The sequence below is a fragment of the Macrococcus epidermidis genome, assembly GCF_003259695.1.
Taxonomy (GTDB): domain Bacteria; phylum Bacillota; class Bacilli; order Staphylococcales; family Staphylococcaceae; genus Macrococcoides; species Macrococcoides epidermidis.
In genome coordinates, this window is record NZ_PZJH01000003.1 from 142,135 (window position 1) to 159,660 (window position 17,526).

Annotated in this window: 19 protein-coding genes; 18 read left to right on the plus strand and 1 reads right to left on the minus strand. The window is 32.8% G+C overall.

Translation table 11 applies throughout. The features are described 5' to 3' along the window. Positions 1–8 precede the first annotated feature (8 nt). The 18 genes from BHU61_RS08450 to BHU61_RS08535 all read left to right on the plus strand — a co-directional run bounded on the left by BHU61_RS08450 (position 9) and on the right by BHU61_RS08535 (position 16,654). A complete protein-coding gene (locus BHU61_RS08450) occupies positions 9–380 on the plus strand; it encodes an iron chaperone (protein WP_111716127.1) in 372 nt (123 codons plus the stop codon). A gap of 145 nt (positions 381–525) precedes the next feature. Then, complete coding sequence (locus BHU61_RS08455) at positions 526–1,161, plus strand: FMN-dependent NADH-azoreductase (RefSeq protein WP_111716129.1); 636 nt, start codon at positions 526–528, stop codon at positions 1,159–1,161. A gap of 282 nt (positions 1,162–1,443) precedes the next feature. Further along, the gene (locus BHU61_RS08460; RefSeq protein WP_111716131.1) at positions 1,444–2,220 is read left to right on the plus strand and encodes a hypothetical protein; all 777 of its coding nucleotides are present in this window, start codon (positions 1,444–1,446) and stop codon (positions 2,218–2,220) included. A gap of 17 nt (positions 2,221–2,237) precedes the next feature. Next, positions 2,238–3,596, plus strand: a complete 1,359-nt coding sequence (locus tag BHU61_RS08465) for a TcaA second domain-containing protein (RefSeq protein WP_111716132.1) — start codon at positions 2,238–2,240, stop codon at positions 3,594–3,596. 209 nt (positions 3,597–3,805) lie between these two features. Beyond that, complete coding sequence (locus BHU61_RS08470; protein ID WP_111716134.1) at positions 3,806–5,569, plus strand: acyltransferase family protein; 1,764 nt, start codon at positions 3,806–3,808, stop codon at positions 5,567–5,569. A gap of 77 nt (positions 5,570–5,646) precedes the next feature. Beyond that, positions 5,647–7,398: a sensor histidine kinase gene (locus BHU61_RS08475; protein ID WP_111716136.1), complete on the plus strand. Its 1,752-nt coding sequence runs from the start codon at positions 5,647–5,649 to the stop codon at positions 7,396–7,398. Continuing rightward, on the plus strand, positions 7,398–8,117 hold the full coding sequence (locus BHU61_RS08480; RefSeq protein WP_111716138.1) for a LytTR family transcriptional regulator DNA-binding domain-containing protein: 720 nt from the start codon (positions 7,398–7,400) through the stop codon (positions 8,115–8,117). Before BHU61_RS08475 ends, BHU61_RS08480 begins: the two co-directional genes overlap by 1 nt. 118 nt (positions 8,118–8,235) lie before the next feature. Then, on the plus strand, positions 8,236–8,667 hold the full coding sequence (gene lrgA, locus BHU61_RS08485) for an antiholin-like murein hydrolase modulator LrgA (RefSeq protein WP_111716139.1): 432 nt from the start codon (positions 8,236–8,238) through the stop codon (positions 8,665–8,667). A gap of 8 nt (positions 8,668–8,675) precedes the next feature. Next, complete coding sequence (gene lrgB / locus BHU61_RS08490) at positions 8,676–9,383, plus strand: antiholin-like protein LrgB (protein ID WP_111716242.1); 708 nt, start codon at positions 8,676–8,678, stop codon at positions 9,381–9,383. A gap of 161 nt (positions 9,384–9,544) precedes the next feature. Further along, the gene (locus tag BHU61_RS08495; RefSeq protein ID WP_170122513.1) at positions 9,545–10,075 is read left to right on the plus strand and encodes a tyrosine-type recombinase/integrase; all 531 of its coding nucleotides are present in this window, start codon (positions 9,545–9,547) and stop codon (positions 10,073–10,075) included. A 12-nt stretch (positions 10,076–10,087) separates the two neighbouring features. Then, on the plus strand, positions 10,088–12,388 hold the full coding sequence (gene mbhE, locus BHU61_RS08500; RefSeq protein ID WP_111716143.1) for a hydrogen gas-evolving membrane-bound hydrogenase subunit E: 2,301 nt from the start codon (positions 10,088–10,090) through the stop codon (positions 12,386–12,388). Beyond that, the gene (locus tag BHU61_RS08505; protein ID WP_111716144.1) at positions 12,375–12,800 is read left to right on the plus strand and encodes a monovalent cation/H+ antiporter subunit B; all 426 of its coding nucleotides are present in this window, start codon (positions 12,375–12,377) and stop codon (positions 12,798–12,800) included. Before mbhE ends, BHU61_RS08505 begins: the two co-directional genes overlap by 14 nt. After that, on the plus strand, positions 12,797–13,123 hold the full coding sequence (locus BHU61_RS08510) for an NADH-quinone oxidoreductase subunit K (RefSeq protein ID WP_099579211.1): 327 nt from the start codon (positions 12,797–12,799) through the stop codon (positions 13,121–13,123). Before BHU61_RS08505 ends, BHU61_RS08510 begins: the two co-directional genes overlap by 4 nt. Continuing rightward, on the plus strand, positions 13,116–14,582 hold the full coding sequence (locus BHU61_RS08515) for a proton-conducting transporter transmembrane domain-containing protein (protein WP_111716146.1): 1,467 nt from the start codon (positions 13,116–13,118) through the stop codon (positions 14,580–14,582). The genes BHU61_RS08510 and BHU61_RS08515 overlap by 8 nt, the downstream gene beginning before the upstream one ends. A gap of 4 nt (positions 14,583–14,586) precedes the next feature. Further along, entirely contained in the window at positions 14,587–15,072 is a 486-nt protein-coding gene (locus BHU61_RS08520; protein WP_111716148.1) for a Na+/H+ antiporter subunit E, read from the plus strand. Next, a complete protein-coding gene (locus BHU61_RS08525) occupies positions 15,069–15,347 on the plus strand; it encodes a Na(+)/H(+) antiporter subunit F1 (protein WP_111716149.1) in 279 nt (92 codons plus the stop codon). Before BHU61_RS08520 ends, BHU61_RS08525 begins: the two co-directional genes overlap by 4 nt. A 43-nt stretch (positions 15,348–15,390) precedes the next feature. Then, positions 15,391–15,726: a monovalent cation/H(+) antiporter subunit G gene (gene mnhG / locus BHU61_RS08530; RefSeq protein WP_239242252.1), complete on the plus strand. Its 336-nt coding sequence runs from the start codon at positions 15,391–15,393 to the stop codon at positions 15,724–15,726. A 19-nt stretch (positions 15,727–15,745) separates the two neighbouring features. Beyond that, positions 15,746–16,654, plus strand: a complete 909-nt coding sequence (locus BHU61_RS08535) for an alpha/beta hydrolase (protein ID WP_239242251.1) — start codon at positions 15,746–15,748, stop codon at positions 16,652–16,654. A 23-nt stretch (positions 16,655–16,677) separates the two neighbouring features. On the opposite strand, the gene BHU61_RS08540 is transcribed toward BHU61_RS08535, so the two are convergent. After that, positions 16,678–17,511, minus strand: coding sequence for a YitT family protein (locus BHU61_RS08540; protein ID WP_111716154.1), 834 nt, complete (start codon positions 17,509–17,511; stop codon positions 16,678–16,680). Positions 17,512–17,526 lie beyond the last annotated feature (15 nt).

Below are 17,526 nucleotides of genomic sequence, written 5' to 3' on the forward strand. Positions count from 1 at the left end.
AGGAAGTTATGCATAAATTTGAGCCGTTCTTTGACAAACTAACAAACATCAATCATCTCGGTAAGATTCAGGATTTATTTGAATGGATTGAGACAAATTTTCCGGAATTACAACGTGAATATAAATGGAATACACCGATGTATTCAGATCACGGCACGTTTATACTGGGTGTCAGTACAGCAAAAGCGCATATTTCAATAGCACCGGAAAATCAAACGATGGCGCATTTTAAAGATAAGATAGCAGAAGCTGGATACGATCAAACTGCAGGTCTTTTCAAAGTAAAGTGGGACCAGGAAATCGATTATGAATTATTGAAAGAGATAATTGAATACAATATAGAAGATAAAAAGGAAGTTACAACTTTCTGGAGAAAATAATAAATTTGAAACCGAGGAATATTACCTCGGATTTTTTTAGCTTAAAAATTAACATTTTAGTTGACTAATTTGCAAATTATAATATAATAAATATATCAAGTATAAAAATTAAACTAAAAAGCACACAAAAGAGGAGTTATTACACATGACTAAAGTATTATACATTACAGGACATCCTAATGATGAAACAGTTTCTTTCTCAATGGCTACAGGGAAAGCGTTTATTGAAAGCTACAAAGCTGCAAATCCAGATCACGAAGTTAAACATATTGATTTATATGAAACGTTTATCCCATTAATTGATAAAGAAGTATTTGCTGGTTGGGGTAAATTACAATCAGGAGAAGCTTTCGAAACATTAACTGAAACTGAGCAACAAAAAGTAGCACGTTTAAATGAATTAAGTGACGAATTTGCTGCGGCAGATAAATATGTATTCGTTACGCCAATGTGGAACTTATCATTCCCGGCAATCGTTAAAGCTTATATTGATGCAGTAGCAGTAGCTGGAAAAGCATTCAAATACACTGCTGAAGGTCCAGTTGGATTACTTACAGATAAGAAAGCAGTTATCGTTCAAGCACGTGGTGGTTACTATTCAGAAGGTCCAGCAGCAAACTTCGAAATGGGTAACCGTTACTTACAAACAATTTTAGGTTTCTTCGGTATTCCAAGCGTTGAAGAAATTATCATTGAAGGTCATAATGCACAGCCAGAACAAGCAGAAGCAATCAAAGCTGCTGCAATTGAAAAAGCTGAAAGTTTAGCAAAAACTTTCTAAATATAAATGAAATTTTAATAATAATGAATAAATTACAGCCATCGATTCCTTTGAATCGATGGTTTTTTAATTTTATTAATTATTTTATATTTATAAATATTATTTTAGCTTTTAATTGCAATTAAGGTGTTAATTATTTTGAAAATAATTCAATAAATTATCAAAATAACTAAAATTAACGGTATATGAGGGTTATTCCACATTCAATTTATGGGTGGTATAATTACATTAAGTATAAAAAATGCTATTAATAATATATATTACCAATTAAGAGGTGAGTCAATGAGGACAATAGAACTCTATTTGAAGTTGAAGTCGTTACAACAAAGTTTACCTGAAATTTATGAGGATGATTACAAACAAAGTATTGCACGAGCGATAATATTTACAAATGGATCAATCGATGAAGTCGAATTCTTAACAAGTGCCGACAAGATGGATATTATTTCTGTTTATCAGCAGTTAAAAAATGAACAATTTGATTTTAATGTTTCTAACGAACAAAAAGCGATGCATTATGTTAATAATCTCCACGGAGATACAAAAACAAAATCTCGTTCTTTTAAACGAACTGAAATGATAAATTTTGTAAAAGAAAAGTTGATAAAGTCGCATCCTAACATTGAATTTATACATTTGAAATATAACGTTCTAACTTGCAAGTTAAACAATCAGACGTACACAGTATATGTCAGTACATCAAGAGATTATGAGTTTCTTAATACTACAGAAGAAATTAATACAAAACGCGTATCTGCCTGGCACAAAGGCAATGATGAAATATTTTCAAGTTATGATTATTATGCAATGCTTGTAACAATTGATTCGAAATCTGAATATGTCACTGAACAATCAAATGGCATTGAAGGCATTTTTATGAATCAGAAGGAATTAAATAAGTGGTTAAATGAAAAAGAGAAGAATCAAAGTGGCATGATTAACTGTTATGTACATTACCATCAACCCAAATCGAACAGAGAAATTATTGAGGTAATAGACGCACGTGAACGTCCACAATTAAATTTAAGACATTTGTTAGATAATACATTTAAATTATAAAGATTAGAGGGAATCCAATGAAAATTTGTAGAAATTGTGGCGCAGAAGTAAAAGATTACGTTAAAGTATGTACGAATTGTGGAACGAAGTTTCCAGAAGATGCTGTCGAGGAGAGACGTGTGCCTAGTGATGAGAAATTAGTTTATGAAAGAAAACAGAAACAGCCTCTAGAAAAACCAGTTAAAAAAAGTAAAGGGAAGTCAATATTACCTTTACTAATCGGATTAATTGCTTTACTTGCATTACTATTTGGTTTGTATAAGTTCTTTGAACATAAATTTTCACCAGTTAATCAATCTGAAGAAATAAAACAGGCATTAATAGATAAAGATTATAATAAATTATCATCTATTTTAAGTGTCGGTGATAAGAATTTGTCAGAAAGTGAAGCAGAAGCTTTTGCTCATTATATTGCCGCAAGTGGTAATACAGAAAAGTTTGGTGAAAAACTTGTTACTACTACAGAACAAATGATCGATAATAAACAGCCTGACAGTATGGTCAGTGCAGGCGGTAAAGATGCAGTACAAATTACAACAGACAAAAAGAAATTTGGTATTTTTAAGAACTTCGCATTTAAAGTTCCGGAAGTACCCATTTATTTAACCGGAAAAGATGATAAAAAGATTGTGATCAAAGTGAATGGTGAGGAGCAGGACTATACACCGACATTAGATTCAAGAGAAAGATTAGGAAATTTTCCGCTTGGCAATTATGAATTAGACGCAACAAAAACTGCGATAAATGGTGAAGTTCAAGGTAAATTGCTAATCAATATGTCAGAAAGTGATGATGCTCAAGAAAGTTTTGATGTGGCTTATATCAAAACCAATGTTGAAATTCCAGAAGCTGTAGATAAAAATTCAGTGATGGTCTATGTTAATAATGAAGAAATGGATTTTGATGTGAACGGTGACAATGTATTTGGCCCATTTTTAGCTGGAAAAAAACTGAAGATTTATGCTGAAGGAGAAGCGGGCAACCAAACATTAGTCACAAATAAAGAAATTGAAACGCCTTCAGCATCTAGTGACAATCCAGCGGATATTGATTTAATATTTGATACGAGTGAACTTACACAAGAACCTGCAAAAGAAACGATTATCGTCAGAGAGTCAGATGAAAAAGATGCATCAGAACAAATTACTGTAACAAGAGAGAACGTTCAAAGTTTAGCTGAAGCATGGAGTGGTGTAGGTTTTGATTATGATCGTTATGAATATAGAACGCCAGTTTATGAAGATGGTAAATATGGATTTGGTATATTTGATGAAAATGATGAAATTGTTGGTTCGTTCGATGTATATAAAGATGGTACGATAATAGAATATGATGAAGATGGTCAAATTATCAGAAATGGTAATATTAATGATTAAACGTCATTGCTACAGTCCTTTTATTTAAAATATAAGGGGCTGTAGTTTTTTTAGTTTAATTGAAAATATGTTATAGTAAAAGTTGAAAATATGACAAATTTAAACATATTACAACATAATTTGGGTTGTAAATTTATAGAAATAATTGTATTATTAATAAAGTGTTTCATTTATGTTACGTTTATGTTAAAAAGGTGGTCCGTTTTACAATGAATAAACAATATTTTCCTGGTTTAGACGGCATGCGTGCAATTGCAGTGATTGCGATTATTATATTTCATCTTAATCCGAAATGGTTGCCAGGAGGATTTTTAGGTGTAGATACATTTTTTATTATCTCAGGATATTTGATTACCACATTGCTAATTAAAGAATACGAAGCGAATCAATCGATCAACTTAGTTCATTTCTGGTATAAACGTATTAAACGTCTATTGCCTCCAGTTCTGTTTATGATGTTTATTGTCATACAGTATATTATCTTCTTTGATCGAGCATTGTTATTTCAAGTAAAAAAAGATATGTATGCTGCGTTACTATATATTTCAAATTGGTGGTACATTTTTGATGGTCTGGATTATTTTCAGAGCCTCGAACCCCGTCCATTGAAACATTTGTGGTCTCTAGCTATCGAAGAGCAATTTTATCTCTTATTCCCCTTCATTTTATTAATGTTATTTAAAACTATTAAGAAAAAATCTAATATATTTATTGTATTTTTTATAGTGTCATTAATTTCTATGTCAATAATGTGGATGATGTATGATCCTTCAAAGAGCATATCTCGTATATATTTTGGTACTGATACTCGCCTTCAGACATTATTATTAGGAGCATTGCTGGCACTGATATGGCCGGCATATAAATTGAAGAAAAATCCACCAAAAGTAATCGTTTGGGTTATCGAAATGATAGGATTAGTTGGCGCAATCTTTTTAGTACGATCATTCTTTCTGTTTACAGAGCATAGTGCATCAGTATTTCAAGGTGGCTTATACATCTTAGGAATATTCACTTTGTTATTTATTATGTCTAGTGTTCATCCTGATACATGGATGTCGAAATTTTTAAGCTTACCTGTATTAACATGGATTGGTCGATATTCATATAGTTTGTATTTATGGCACTACCCTATTATCGTGTTGATGCAATCTCATTTTATACAGGGACAGATACCATGGTATGTACATCTGATTTCTATCATTCTTACAATGATTATGGCGATATTCAGTTATCAATTGATTGAACAGCCATTTAGAAAAAAAGGATTAAAAGCTTTTGTAGATGTGAAATCATTAAAAGCATTTATAACATTATTGGTAAGTTTATATTTACTGGTTTCAACACCTTATCTAATTAAAACAGTGAAAGCAGAGTCGCAAAATAATGAAAAGATTGTAGTTACACAAACAAAATCAATTGCACCAGCTATAAAACGCATCTCCCCTTTGCAAATTGAAGATGCGTCCAAACCAGCTACTGAAATTGCTAAAGTCTATCCTTATGCGCCTCTTTTTATAGGAGATTCAGTGCTAGTAGACATTGATTATCAAATTAGAAATGTGTTTCCAAATGCTACGATAGATGGTGAAGTCGGACGTAATATTTATAAAGCCATTCCTGTGGCAGATAAATATACAGATTTTAACAGAAAAGATGCCGTTGTTGTTCTCTATTTAGGTACAAATGGTGATTTTGAGGATATCCAGATGAATACGATCCTTAAAAAGTTTGATAAAGCGCAAGTATTTTTAGTCACTGCCCGTGTACCGAAAGATTATGAAGCACATGTTAATGCAGAGATGTATCGATTTTCAAAAAAATATAAAAATATACATATTATAGATTGGTATAAAGTTTCACAGGGACATCCTGAATATTTTGCCCCAGATGGTATTCACCTTGAGTACCCAGGTATAAAAGCGATGGTTAAAGTGGTTACAGATGAAATTATAAAGGTTGTCGAAAAATAGATGTATCATAAGGATAGGGAAACCTATCCTTTTTGTTTTGATTATGGTTATAATGTGGATGAATAAGGAGGACACTCATGTTAGAATTATTTATTTTATTACTTGAACGTGTGGGATTAATTATACTTGTAGCCTATATATTAATGAACATATCCCATTTTAAAATGGTGATGAGCGAACGCGAAAAATTATCTTCACAAATACAGTTGATTATCATCTTTGGTCTATTTGCTGTAGTCTCTAACTTTACGGGTGTTGAGATACGAGATAATCATGTAGTATCCAGCCAAATATTCAGGACGATCTCAGATGATGCTGCAATTGCCAACACACGTGTACTAACAATTAGTGTAGCAGGACTTGTAGGTGGTCCGATTGTCGGTTTTACTGTAGGAATCGTATCTGGAATTTCCAGATATTTAATTGGAGGTGTTGATGCATATACATACGTTATATCTTCAATTATTATCGGCTTAGTCTCCGGTTATTTTGGGCATAGAGCGAGAAAGAACGATCAATATCCTACGATTATTCAGGGGATGATTATTGGAATTGTTATGGAACTCATTCAAATGATATGTATTATCAGCTTTGCTTCAAATTTTGATAATGCTCTGGATTTAGTATCATTTATTATTTTACCGATGACACTCATTAACAGTTTAGGTACTGCAATATTTTTATCTATTATTATTTCAACATTACAACAAGAACAGCATATGAAAGCTGTACAGACACATGAAGTATTAAATCTAGCCAATCAAACTTTACCTTATTTCAGATTAGGATTAAATGAATCAAGTGCAACTGAAGCGGCTCAAATTATTAAAGATTTGATGAAAGTGTCTGCCGTTTCAATCACAAATAAAACGGATATATTAGCGCATGTTGGAGCAGCAAGCGATCATCACGTTCCGAAAAAGAAAATTATTACAGACCTTTCAAAAGAGGTCATACGCTCAGGTGAGATAAAAGAAGCACATACAACAGAAGAAATTGGTTGTACGTATCCAGGTTGTCCGTTAGAAGGTGCCATTGTTATTCCGTTATACGTTAATCAGGAAGTGGTAGGCACTTTGAAACTATATTTTACAGATAGTAAGAAGCTTACATACGTAGAACGCCGTTTGGCAGAAGGTTTAGCGGATATCTTCTCTAGTCAAATTGAATTAGGTGAAATTGAAATGCAAAGTAAGCTGTTAAAAGATGCTGAAATTAAATCTTTGCAGGCTCAAGTTAATCCACACTTCTTCTTTAATGCGATGAATACAATTTCAGCGCTTATACGGGTAGACAGTGAAAAAGCGCGTGAATTATTATTGAATTTGAGCAATTTTTTCAGATCTAATTTACAAGGTGCAAGACAAAATACCATTACGATAGAGAAAGAAATTCAACAAGTCGAAGCTTATTTATCTTTAGAGCAGGCGAGATTTCCAAATCGCTTCAATATTCATTTCGATGTAGCAGAAGATTGTGTCAATGCACAAGTACCGCCATTTATCATTCAGATACTTGTGGAAAATGCGATTAAGCACGCATTCCATAATCGTAAAACAGGTAATAATATCGATGTCGTCGTAAGAAAAGATATCGATGAAATTGAAATTTCTGTAGAAGATAATGGAAATGGTATTCCAAAGGATAAAAGAGATAAAATAGGAATTATTGAAGTAAACTCTACATCTGGTACCGGTAGTGCACTGGAAAATTTAAATAAGCGTTTAGTGGGACTATATAATCGTGATGCGAAATTGAAATTTATCACTGGAGCGCATGGAACGAAATTTTACACGCATATCCCTTATGAAAGAGAGGAGTTATTATAATGAAAATATTAGTCGTCGATGATGAACCGTTAGCGCGCAATGAATTGATGTATCTCATCAATAAGATTGATGACAGTCACGATATAGAAGAAGCGGATTCGGTTGAAGAAACGTTGACAGCCCTACTTGCAGATACGTATGACTTATTATTTTTAGATATTAATCTCATCAATGAAAGCGGACTTGATTTAGCACAGAAGATTAATAGAATGAAAACCCCGCCATTGATCGTATTTGCAACAGCACATGATACTTTTGCGGTGAAAGCATTTGAATTAAATGCACTCGATTATGTATTAAAGCCTTTCGAAATGAAAAGAATAGAAGTTGCACTTGAAAAAGCCCGAAGTAGAGTAGAAAAAGATCATACAGAAGGAACGAAACAGTCCACGGCAACGCTTTCAATTCAGATAGACGATAAAATATATGTAATTAATACGCTTGATATCATTGCATTGTACGTTGAAGAAGGCAAGTTACATATCATCACTTTAAAAAATGAATATACGATTAATGAACCGCTTAGTGCTTTTGAGAAAAAAATGCCAGAAGATATCTTTATACGTATACATCGTTCAAGTATTATTAATAAAAACCACATAAAATCAGCAGAACAATGGTTTAATAACACATATCAGGTAAAGTTAACAAAAGATGTGAAACTACAAGTATCCAGATCATATATTAAGCAGTTTAAACATGAGATAGGGCTAAAATAATTTTAGCCTTATCTTTTTGCATTTCAACTATCTATTTTTGCATCTCAACATGAAAACGTTTTATTTATTATTTTTCGTTGTATGATGAACTCAAGATAAATATCGGGAGGTCATTACAATGACAAACAATAAAACGTATAACTTTTTTCATCAAGTCATCGTGATATCAGTAATTTTACTTATTTCTAAGATTATCGAATCATTTATGCCGATACCGATGCCTGCATCAGTAATTGGACTCGTATTATTATTTATATGCTTATGCACAGGTATTGTTAAATTAGGACAAGTAGAACGTGTAGGTACAGCATTAACGGATAACATCGGATTATTATTCGTTCCTGCAGGTATTTCGGTTGTGAAATCACTCGGTCTTATCAGTGAGCATCCATTTTTAATCATCGGATTAATCTTCATTTCAACATTATTATTATTATTATGTACAGGATTCTTCTCACAAATGATTGTTATGACAACTGAACGTAAAGAGAAATCAACTGTAAAAAATGAAAAAGAAGTAAAAAATTATCGTAAAGCTGAGGTGCGTTAATCATGACAATGTTAGATCACTTAGGAGTGAATACAGTATACTTTGGGATATTACTTACAATCGTACCATTTGTTATCGGACAAATATTATTTAAAAAATCAAATGGCTTCTTCTTATTCGCACCATTGTTTGTAGGAATGGTCTTTGGCATTGCATTTCTAGCGATTACCGGCATTGATTTTGATACGTACAACAAAGGTGGAAGTATTATTAGTTTCTTCTTAGAGCCAGCTACAATTTGTTTTGCCATTCCGTTATACAAAAAACGTGATGTATTACAAAAATATTGGTTACATATTATTGGCGGCATTGCGTTAGGAACAACGGGCGCTATCTTTGGTATATATGGTGTAGCGAAGTTATTCGGATTTGGTAAAGAAATTATTGCTTCTATGTTACCTCAGGCAGCTACAACTGCAATCGCCTTACCAGTTTCAGATGGTATCGGTGGTATTCCGGAATTAACATCACTCGCTGTAATCTTAAATGCTGTGATCATCTATGCATTAGGTAATAAGATGCTCCGCTTCTTCAGAATTAGTAATCCAATTGCAAGAGGACTTGCTTTAGGAACGAGTGGTCATGCATTAGGCGTATCTGCTGCTACAGAATTAGGTGAAACAGAAACTTCAATGGCAAGTATCGCGCTCGTAATTGTAGGTGTAATTGTTGTAGTGATTATCCCGATACTTACACCAATCTTGCTCGGGGTTTAAAAATAAAGTTAAAAGTAAATAACGAAATGACGAAGTACAAAGTCCAGATGAGATATATCAATCTTATCTGGACTTTTTTATTTGAATATTATATTTTTGAGCAGTATTTTTTAATGTTACATAAATATATGTTATTATTTTTATGTAACATAGGAGGAGACATGATTAAATCCCAACCAATAAAAACGACCCATGAAATTCACATGATGAAGACTTATTTATTGAATGAGCGTACAAGAGATTATCTATTGTTTGTACTTGGTATCAATATACCTATGAAATTACAAGAACTATTAGAATTAAAGTATCGTGATCTTGTTTTTAAAGATGGTTGTTATCAATTTATCGTTAACGACTATACCATCTATTTAAACAAAGAAGATAGCAGTATTCTAAAGCGATTTGTTGCAACAAAGTCACCTGATGACTATATCTTTGAATCGATGAAGACGAAATCTCCGTTAACAAGGCAACAGTTTCATAGAATATTAAGTGCGGCATCAACTGCAATAGGTTGTAAACATTCGATCGGTCCTCAGGCATTAAAGAAAACATTTGCATATCATGCGTATCTCCAAGGCATTCACATATTTGATTTGATGCATATTTTAGGTCATAATACTAAGTCAGAAACATATCGATTTATTGATGTTAATCCACCAGATCACAAAACAATCCAAATAAATTTGTAAAGGATGTGAACGATGCTTTTTAATATTATTTTACTCGGTGTTTGTATGATATTGTTCATACAATTATTTCAGAAGCATTTAGCAAAACCATTCACTGCAATTGTCGCTTTACTATATCCCGTTATTGCGATGATTCTTATGATGATAACACCAAAGCATACAGCAAATACGTTTTCATGGATACCTGAAGCGGGACTTATGTTCTCATTAAAAGTTGATGCTGTGTCCTACTTTTTCTTTGTAGTCATTTCAATGATCAGTATCCTTGTTCTCTTCTATAGTATTTTTTATATGAAAAAATATGCAAGACATACATATTTTTATAGTAGTCTCATCCTTTTTATTATTGCGATGTACGGCGTAGTTCTAGCAAATAATACGATTATATTGTATTTTTTCTGGGAACTAACGAGCGTAGCTTCATTTCTGCTTATTTCATTTCACTTTACTAAAAAAACTTCTTATCTGGGTGCTTTAAAATCATTTGTTATTACCATCTTAGGTGGAAGCCTAATGCTTGTTGGCCTGTTAACCTTAAATCATATTGCTGGTACTGCACAGATTGATGACATATTAACTCAAACTGAACTTACCAATCATCCATTATTTATCATGAGTATGACATTAATTTTTATGGGTGCTTTTAGTAAATCTGCACAATTTCCTTTCCATATTTGGCTACCTGACGCAATGGAGGCACCGACACCAGTCAGTGCATTGCTGCATTCGGCAACAATGGTTAAAGCAGGAATATATTTATTAATTAAATTGTTACCTGTTTATAGTGGTAATCATATGCTTACAGGAGTGATCATTTCAGTTGGTATTTTGACGATGTTTATCGGAAGTTTTATTGCTATTTCAAAGCATGATATGAAAGCCTTGCTGGCATACTCGACAATTAGTCAGCTAGGTATGATGGTTGTACTCATAGGCGTGATTGCATTACCCCATACGGTGATTTCAGAAGGAGTGAGAGGTACAGCGTACAGCGCTTTAATCCTTCTTATATTAAGTCATGCCTGTTATAAAGCAACGCTCTTTATGGGCACAGGTATTATAGATTTAGCAACAGGTACACGTGATATGAATCAATTGTCTGGCCTGAGACAGCAATTACCTATTGTATTTGCTACGATGCTTATTTCAGCTGTCTCGATGGCAGGATTACCTTTTTTAAGTGGTTTCTTATCTAAAGAGCTGTTTATCACAGCATTATATGAAATCAACGATGCACATTTGAGTTTACTTATATTATTAATCATCGCTATTCTGGGGAGTATAGGTACTTTTATTTATTCTTTCGTATTAATAATCAGACCATTTATGGGTAAGCAATCAATAAAGATAAAAGCACAACAACCACTCATATATATGAGCAGTATTATTTTAACGTTCGCAACCATTTCTATTTTCTTTATTCCAAACATTATCCAGCATCATTTGATACAACCCATTGCACAAGAGCAATCAGCATTAAAGCTTAAGCATATTACTGCTTGGCATGGCTTTACACCGCCATTATTTATAACGATGTTCATTTTCGCTGCTGGTTTTATAGTTTTATATACTGGCGTGTATCGTAAAATTTACGATAAGTTTAACGATGTGTCATTAAACAAAGTGTACGACTTTATAGGTAGAACAAAAGATAACGTCTCAACTAAGATTTTATCATTGGTAATGAGGGGGACTTTAAATGTTTATGCGTTATACGTATATCTCTTTATTATCATCTTAATATTACCTAACTTATTAATGACTATGGATATAAAATGGTCGATAAAATATGAAATTACTATATTTACGATGATTATCGGATTAATTATGATTATTAGTGCATTAGGATTATTAGTTGTGAAAAGCAGAATGACTGCGGTAGTGCTCACTGGATTGGTAGGCTATGGTGTATCTATCTTATTTATGGAACTGAAAGCACCTGATTTAGCATTAACACAACTTGTTATCGAAACAATTACAACGGTGTTGTTCTTAGCATGTTTCTATCATTTACCGAATCTAAAGAAAGAAACATCTTCATTGATATATAAAGTATTTAGACATGGTATAGCTTTCTCCATTGCTACCATCATCTTTTTAATCATGATTCGAAGCAATCAAATGGATTCATTTGCGACTATCTCTGCTTACTATAATAATAGTTACCAGTTAGTAGGTGCAAAAAATGTCGTTAATGCAATCTTAGGTGATTTCCGCGCGTTTGATACGATGCTCGAGGGTGTTGTAATTATGATTGTTGGATTTGGAATATATACAATATTAAAGAAAGGAGCTACACATGAGGGAAAATGATTTGTTACTTGAGAGTATTTCTAAAATAGTAATAGTAATTATATTAACATTCGGCTTCTATATCTTTTTCAATGGACATAATGCACCAGGTGGTGGTTTCATTGGAGGCTTGGTCTTTAGTTCGGCATTTATATTAATGTTTCTGACGTTTGATGCTAAACGGATAAGAAAATTACTTCCATTCGAATTTCATAAACTCATCTCGATAGGTATTATTATTTCATTATTTGTTATGGTTGCACCTATATTCTTTGGACATGCATTTTTAAATCATGAAGATATATACATTCACTTACCAATATTGAACGAAGTTCATTTATCAAGCGTTACATTATTTGAATTTGGCATATTATTAACGGTTGTCGGAGTGATAATGACGATATTATTATCGATTAGTGGTGATATTAAATGACGATACTTACCATTATTACTGCAACCTTAGTATATGTTGGTGTAAATCTTGTGTTATCTAAAAATTTAATACGTGTTGTATTAGGGACAAGCATATTAAGCCATGCAGCACATTTATATTTAATATCAATGTCATTTCCAGGGACGGATTTACCTTTTGTAGAAAAGAATAACCCAGATGTAGATGCATTGCCACAAGCTTTAATCTTAACAGCTATTGTCATTAGTTTTGCCACAACCGCATTGTTGTTAGTTTTAGTATATAGAAACTATCAAATGAATAAAGATAATCAAGTTGATAGTTTAGGAGGTACAGATGAGTAATTTATTGATTGTACCTGTATTGATTCCTATATTATTGGGTGTATTTACGTATTTAAAGGACAAAAGAATATATACCATTGCTATTGCTACATTATCTATAAGTTTAATTACTACTATTGTCTTAGCTTATTCATCTATAAAAAAACCTATTATTTTAAGTTTAGGTGGTTATAGTGCACCATACGGCATCCAGCTTTATGGGGATCTTATGAGTTTGTTGTTCGTTATTGTGAGTATCGTTGTAGTGATTGTTGTGCTATATTTCCAATATATTAACCAACTCAAAGACTTAACAGTACCTTTTATTTTATTTATTCTTGCTGGTGTAAATGGTTCTTTCCTAACTGCGGATATCTTTAATCTATTTGTAATGTTTGAAGTCATGTTACTGTCATCGTTTATATTAATTGTTGTCGGTAAGAAAAAATATCAGTTTAAGGCGAGTATTACGTACGTTGTATTAAATTTAATTGGTTCATGGGTATTTCTGATTGGAATAGGCATTTTGTATCGCGTATATGGTACATTAAATTTCGCTCATTTAGGAATGCGAATGCAGGAAGCTGGATTTGTTCCTGAGCATGCCGTCATCGTATTATTATTTGTCGTAGTATTCAGTTTAAAATCAGCATTATTGGTATTTATATGGTTGCCGAGATCTTATAGTGTGTTGTCTTACGAAATTGGTGCAGTCTTTGCGGCGCTATTAACTAAGGTAGGCGTCTATGCGATGATAAGAACAACGACAGTAATCTTTGTACCTTATCAATCCATGTTGTCATCGATTATTTTGTATATGGCTACTGCTACAGTCATTATCGGTATGTTAGGCGTTATTAAATATAAAGAAATTAAATTGATGTTTTGTTATCAGATTATTTTATCTATAGGAATCATCTATTATGGTATTTCTACATTTAGTCAAAAAGGTATAGATGGTGCAGTGATGTATACGTTAAATGATATGTTGGTGAAATCATGTTTATTTCTTTTAGCAGGTCTCATCGTAAAAAGATTTGGCCTTATCAATATGAAATATAAACAAGGATTATTTTATCATGCTAAAGCTACCGCCATTATTGTGCTATTTTTTGTATTTGCGATAGGAGGAATGCCGTTTACAGGAGGATTTCCGGGGAAATTATTGATACTGCAAGCTGGTATGGATGCGCATCCACTAGGTTATGCAATAGTAATGGTTATTGGGACTTTCGTAGGAATGTTTGCGATGATGCGTATGTTTATCACATTGTTCTTTGGAGAAGAGGATGGATCTTGTGTTCAGCTGACCGATGCACAAAGACATGCATTAAATAAACCATATAGTAAGAAGTTGACTGTCATTGGCGTGGTTTTAGTCATCACATGTATGATTTCTATTTTTGCTGCACCATTACAACAACATTTATCAGCAATTCATTACGATCGATATATAGAAAATGTCATGATGGGAGGATAAGATTATCGCACAGGTTGTATTAAATTTATTTATTGCTATGATTTGGGTGCTTATGGTTGATGAAGATCAAATCTATTTATCGACGTTTATAAAAGGATATTTAATCGGTATTATAATTCTCTACATCATACATCGCTTTTTCGGACATCAGTTTTATTTATGGAAGTTAATGATTTTATTAAAGCTTGTTGTAATCTTCAACTATGAACTGATGAGCTCAAGTCTTTCAACGATGTATCACATCTTATTTATTCCGCATAAGATTGCTCCGGGGGTTGTCACATATAATACATCAATGAAGAAGAACTGGGAAATTACAAGTTTAATGATGCTGATTATATTAACACCAGGTTCAGTAGTGCTTCGTTTATCACATGATAATCAGAAATTATTTATTCATACATTGCATGCGACACCATCAGAAAATATGAAATTATTAAAATCTATTAAACGCTATGAACGCGTTATTAAGGAGGTAGGAGAAACATGAATATGATACTGATTCAAGCTGCACTCGTAATATATGGTATTGCTATAATGATAGTGTTATATCGTGTTATTGCTGGACCTTCTTTACCGGATAGAGTAGTAGCTTTCGATAGTATTGGTGCGATGGTCATGTCAAGTGTGAGTATTATATGTTTAATCATGGATACGACGCTATTCTTAGAAGCGATTTTAATTATTGGTGTATTGTCGTTTATCAGTACAATCGCAACATCAAGATTTATCGAGCGAGGTGTTATCTTTGAACGTAAACGATAGCATCAATCTTATTCTTTCGATTGTTATTTTTGTAGGTAGTATTATGGCACTTATTAGCGCAATAGGCATATTGATATTTAAAGATGTTTATACACGAAGTCATGCAGCGACAAAAAGCTCCACACTTGCTGTATTACTTACGTTAATCGGTGTTTTTGTTTATTTTATCGTCAATGATGGTTATGTGAGCTTTCGGTTGTTGCTCGGTATATTTTTCTTATATTTAACAAGTCCTGTCGCTGGACATCTCATTACACGTGCTGCGTATAATAGTGGTGTAGAGATGAAAGTCGAAGGTTCAAAAGGTAAGCATTTAAATGATTTGCTGCCTACTCAAAAGAAAACTTCTAAGGACAACGCGTTATTAAAAGATAAATAATGGAGTGACAAGCGTGACGATGCAATCAATGTTATTTAACACATTTATAAAGGTAATGGATCAATATAAAGATATTTTTAATCAGAAACCTGAAGGGATTCGAGCTACAAAAGATGTTGTCTATAGCAATCGTAAACAGAATGCCACGCTGAATATTTATTATCCGTATCATCGGAAGGAACGTTATCCAATCATTGTTAATATTCATGGTGGGGGATATGTTTATTCTACAAAAGAAACATATGAAGCATATTGCATGACCCTCGCGTCGCATGGCTTTGCTGTAATAAGTTATGATTATGACTTAGCACCAAAGCTGAAATATCCTACACCAATTGTCCAGCTTAATGAATGTATGCACTGGTTACATGAAAACTATGAACAGTACAATTTAGATATTAACCAGTTATTTATGATAGGAGATTCAGCGGGTGCTCAAATTATGGCACAGTATGTAACGATACTTACTAATCCTGAATATCACCAACTTTTTCAGATGAAGTTGCCACAAGTCAAAGTGTCAGGTATTGCGATTAACTGTGGTTTCTTTAATGCAATCGATATAGCGATTGCAAAGAAAAAGTCATTTACACGCTTTATGGTGAGAGGATTAATGGAAGATTATGTTGGTAAAGATTTTCACATGAAACAAAGCGAAATTAACTGTGAACCATTTATCAATAAACGATTTCCGCCAACTTTCGTAGCGAGTAGTGTAAACGATTTACTTGTGGGTAAAGCTCCGGATATACTCATTGATTTAAGAAGAAGTGGTATTAAAACGATATACAGAGAGTATGGTAAAGGTGACTTTTTTGCCCAACATAACTTTCAAATGGATATTAGAAGATCGAATGCGAAGCAATGTACTTTAGATGAGATGAAATTTTTTAAAAGTATAATAGATGAACACAAAAGCACACTGTAAATGAATACAGTGTGCTTTGTTTTTTATTGATTACGTGCAAAATTTCCATGCACTTCGGTTGTTTCATAAACATTGATAAAACAATTTTCATCATGGGTTTTAGCGATTTTGATGACATTAGGTAATTCATAACGTGTGAGCACCATTGTAATCATGTGTTTTTTATCGTTAGAATAACCGCCATAAACATCTGTCACTGTTATACCACGATAGATCTCATCAATCAGTCCTTGTCTAACACCTTCATAGTTTGAAGTGATAATATTAACGGTTAGTTTAATATTAGATGTAAAGATTGTATCAACAGTCTTGCCGGTAATATATATTGAAAGTAAAGTCATCAATGCGAGGTTCCAATCAAATAAGAAACCTGAACAAATAATAATAATGCCATTAAGAATCGTCATAATGAGACCGATAGATATATTGCTATTTTGACTGATAATCATCGCAACGATATCCATGCCGCCTGTAGTACCAGAATATTTTAGAATGATGCCTACACCGATACCGACGATTACACCCCCAAAAATCACATTTACAAAAAGTTCATTTGCGATGCTTTCTGTTGGAATGACAGTAAGGAAAAATGAAACAACAATGACACTAAGTATTGTATTGTACATTACAGATTTATTTAATTTCATAAATCCAAGTATCAATAAAGGCAGGTTTAATAAAAGGTTTAACAGACCTGCATCGACATGCAATAATTTATTTAATAGTAAAGCAAGTCCACCGATTCCACTGCTCAATACATCATTAGGTAATAAGAAGACATTAAACGCAAATGCAATAAGAAACGATCCCACTATTGTAATGAATGTCTTGAATAATAAGTTATCCTGATAATTCATTTGAAAAACTCCTTT

Bases quoted from the DNA above. Each gene is read 5' to 3' on its own strand.
- BHU61_RS08450 (WP_111716127.1), top strand. From the start codon at position 9: ATGCATAAATTTGAGCCGTTCTTTGACAAACTAACAAACATCAATCAT.
- BHU61_RS08455 (WP_111716129.1), top strand. From the start codon at position 526: ATGACTAAAGTATTATACATTACAGGACATCCTAATGATGAAACAGTT.
- BHU61_RS08460 (WP_111716131.1), top strand. From the start codon at position 1,444: ATGAGGACAATAGAACTCTATTTGAAGTTGAAGTCGTTACAACAAAGT.
- BHU61_RS08465 (WP_111716132.1), top strand. From the start codon at position 2,238: ATGAAAATTTGTAGAAATTGTGGCGCAGAAGTAAAAGATTACGTTAAA.
- BHU61_RS08470 (WP_111716134.1), top strand. From the start codon at position 3,806: ATGAATAAACAATATTTTCCTGGTTTAGACGGCATGCGTGCAATTGCA.
- BHU61_RS08475 (WP_111716136.1), top strand. From the start codon at position 5,647: ATGTTAGAATTATTTATTTTATTACTTGAACGTGTGGGATTAATTATA.
- BHU61_RS08480 (WP_111716138.1), top strand. From the start codon at position 7,398: ATGAAAATATTAGTCGTCGATGATGAACCGTTAGCGCGCAATGAATTG.
- lrgA (WP_111716139.1), top strand. From the start codon at position 8,236: ATGACAAACAATAAAACGTATAACTTTTTTCATCAAGTCATCGTGATA.
- lrgB (WP_111716242.1), top strand. From the start codon at position 8,676: ATGTTAGATCACTTAGGAGTGAATACAGTATACTTTGGGATATTACTT.
- BHU61_RS08495 (WP_170122513.1), top strand. From the start codon at position 9,545: ATGATTAAATCCCAACCAATAAAAACGACCCATGAAATTCACATGATG.
- mbhE (WP_111716143.1), top strand. From the start codon at position 10,088: ATGCTTTTTAATATTATTTTACTCGGTGTTTGTATGATATTGTTCATA.
- BHU61_RS08505 (WP_111716144.1), top strand. From the start codon at position 12,375: ATGAGGGAAAATGATTTGTTACTTGAGAGTATTTCTAAAATAGTAATA.
- BHU61_RS08510 (WP_099579211.1), top strand. From the start codon at position 12,797: ATGACGATACTTACCATTATTACTGCAACCTTAGTATATGTTGGTGTA.
- BHU61_RS08515 (WP_111716146.1), top strand. From the start codon at position 13,116: ATGAGTAATTTATTGATTGTACCTGTATTGATTCCTATATTATTGGGT.
- BHU61_RS08525 (WP_111716149.1), top strand. From the start codon at position 15,069: ATGAATATGATACTGATTCAAGCTGCACTCGTAATATATGGTATTGCT.
- mnhG (WP_239242252.1), top strand. From the start codon at position 15,391: ATGGCACTTATTAGCGCAATAGGCATATTGATATTTAAAGATGTTTAT.
- BHU61_RS08535 (WP_239242251.1), top strand. From the start codon at position 15,746: ATGCAATCAATGTTATTTAACACATTTATAAAGGTAATGGATCAATAT.
- BHU61_RS08540 (WP_111716154.1), bottom strand. From the start codon at position 17,511: ATGAATTATCAGGATAACTTATTATTCAAGACATTCATTACAATAGTG.